General features: G+C 83.5%; 1 pseudogene. It reads left to right on the top strand.

Annotation, left to right across the window (positions count from 1 at the left end):
- A pseudogene (locus A4V12_RS38815) lies at positions 1-260 on the top strand (bifunctional 3'-5' exonuclease/DNA polymerase); the annotation flags it as partial.

Genomic DNA, 260 nt, shown 5'->3' with positions numbered 1-260 from the left:
ACCAGCAGCGAAGACACGCGGCCGCCGAGCACCCGGGGCGGATGCGGCTGCTGACCGCCGCCGAGTCGGCCGGGATGCTGGTGGCCGCCGAGATGCACCGGGCGGGTCTGCCGTGGCGGGGGGGCGTCCACCGGGGGGGGCTGCACGAGCTGCTGGGCGGGCGGGACGCGGGGGGGGGGGGGGCGCGCCGGCTGGCGGGGGTGGTGGGGGGGGGGGCGGCGGGGGTCGGGGGGCGGGGCCGTCCCGACCTGGCGGCCGAC

Origin of the sequence: Streptomyces noursei (assembly GCF_001646665.1) — a bacterium.
Classification (GTDB): domain Bacteria; phylum Actinomycetota; class Actinomycetes; order Streptomycetales; family Streptomycetaceae; genus Streptomyces; species Streptomyces lavendulocolor.
Note: the sequence above shows the minus strand (reverse complement) of the source record. Positions and strands in the feature narration are given on the sequence as shown.